This is a genomic window from uncultured Clostridium sp., from assembly GCF_910588715.1.
In the GTDB taxonomy this organism is placed as follows: Bacteria; Bacillota; Clostridia; order Clostridiales; family Clostridiaceae; genus Clostridium.
Map to the genome: position 1 here is coordinate 1 of NZ_CAJURG010000030.1, position 1,694 is coordinate 1,694.

3 protein-coding genes are annotated in these 1,694 nt (G+C 28.9%); all 3 read right to left on the minus strand.

Annotation, left to right across the window (positions count from 1 at the left end):
* Positions 1-254, minus strand: a 254-nt coding sequence (locus tag QZ321_RS12405) for a hypothetical protein (RefSeq protein ID WP_294197050.1), incomplete at its 3' end; no start/stop codon positions are given.
* Positions 255-333: 79 nt separating this feature from the next.
* Positions 334-1,005 carry a DUF4367 domain-containing protein gene (locus QZ321_RS12410; RefSeq protein ID WP_294197052.1) on the minus strand — a complete coding sequence of 224 codons (672 nt, stop codon included), beginning with the start codon at positions 1,003-1,005 and terminating at the stop codon, positions 334-336.
* 11 nt (positions 1,006-1,016) lie between these two features.
* Positions 1,017-1,553: an RNA polymerase sigma factor gene (locus tag QZ321_RS12415; RefSeq protein ID WP_294197054.1), complete on the minus strand. Its 537-nt coding sequence runs from the start codon at positions 1,551-1,553 to the stop codon at positions 1,017-1,019.
* Between the last annotated feature and the right edge of the window lie 141 nt (positions 1,554-1,694).

Sequence of the window (1,694 nt, forward strand, 5' to 3'; positions counted from 1 at the left end):
CTTCCGTCAGAAACAGTTACCCAAATAAGTCCGACCTTTTTTTGTACTTTAGTTACAATTTCAGCACTTTTGGTTGCTCCTTTTATTCCGTAATAAGCGTTTTTTACAGTTGCTACTCCCGAACTTGATATAGACAGTGATGTAGTAACTGTATCTACATTATTAGAAAAAGGTTGAATACTGCCGGCATACGCAGTAATTGTTGCTGTAAAAAGTGTAACCAAACAAAGACAAGCAGCAATAAATTTCTTCATAAAAAATCCCTCCTTTCAAACTGTTATTTGCCTTCATAATATACAACAGTTCAAAAAGAGGTTTTTATTACAAAAATATTTAATTTTTTTCAGAAATATTTTCAGCCATATTTATTAAATTATCATTCAGGTTATTTGGAACACTTAAAATAAACCAATAGCTACCGTCTGTCCATTTTAATGATGAATTGAATTCATAGTGATTTAAATATGCATTATAACCATTGATAGTTATTTCTTCATAATGATGCTCTGTATCTATTGACAAATTAGGATCTAAAATTTCCTGTGAAAACATAATTTCAGAATTATTACTGTTTTTCCAAACAGTAAATATACCCAATTCATCTTTCTGATATACGCTTATTTCAAATCCCTCAGGCAAATCAGTTAATGTATATTCTGTTTCTATTCTTTCTACAGGCGGTGTTGATTCCTCACTTAATGTTATTTCATTAAATTGGGGAAATACCTTTTTTATAAATTCAATAAATGGTGTTCTTGTTGCCGATACACTCATCAAACCTGTAAAAGTAACGATTATTGCAATGATTGCGGCAATTAATCCTTTCCTGATTGTTCGTCTGACAGAAAAATGAATTCTTTTATCCTTTTTAATCAGCTTATCCATTTTTCGTTCAAACTCTTTTGAAAAGGTTATATCTTTATTTTCTGTATTTATAAATTCCGCATTACTTATTTGTTCCGCTTCCATAAATGCTTTTATAAATAATTTTTTACTGTTTTCCAAGATCAAAACCTCTATTCTATATCTAATGTTTCAAGCAAGATTTTCTTGCCCCTGACTAACTGTTGCTTTACTGTTGTTTTCTTTCTGTCTAGCAAATCAGCAACCTCTGTGACTTTCATTTCCTGCACAAAATGATAAAACATAACATCCTTGTATTTGTTGTCAAGTTCAAGAATTGCATTAACTACTTTATTGTAATTTTCCAAGATATTTAATTTTTCTAAAAATTCTTTATCGGATAAATCGTCAAAATTTTCCATATAAACGATATTTTCCCTTGTCTTGTTTTTGTTAACTAAATTAATAGCAGTATTTTTAGTTGCTTTAAGAACATATGAAAGTGTTTTATTTGACTCAGGTTCACCAATAGATTTCATATTCCGTGCAATTTTAATAAATGTATCGTGCACCGCATCTTCTGCATCCTGTTTGTTGTGAAGAACAGATTGAGCCATTAAAAGCATTTTTTCTCTGTATGTATAATATATAATTTCAAATTTAGGTTTATCATTTTCATCATCGATAAATGACATATATAATGCTAGCATATATTCTCCTACTCTATACAACAGTTTAAATTTAAAAATGGTTACAAACTTTATAAATTTATTTAATACTTTATTTCAAAACTTGTCAATAGAAATTGCCAAAATGCACAATAATATGGCATAAATGCAGAAATTCACACT

Bases quoted from the DNA above. Each gene is read 5' to 3' on its own strand.
- QZ321_RS12415 (WP_294197054.1), bottom strand. From the start codon at position 1,553: ATGCTAGCATTATATATGTCATTTATCGATGATGAAAATGATAAACCT.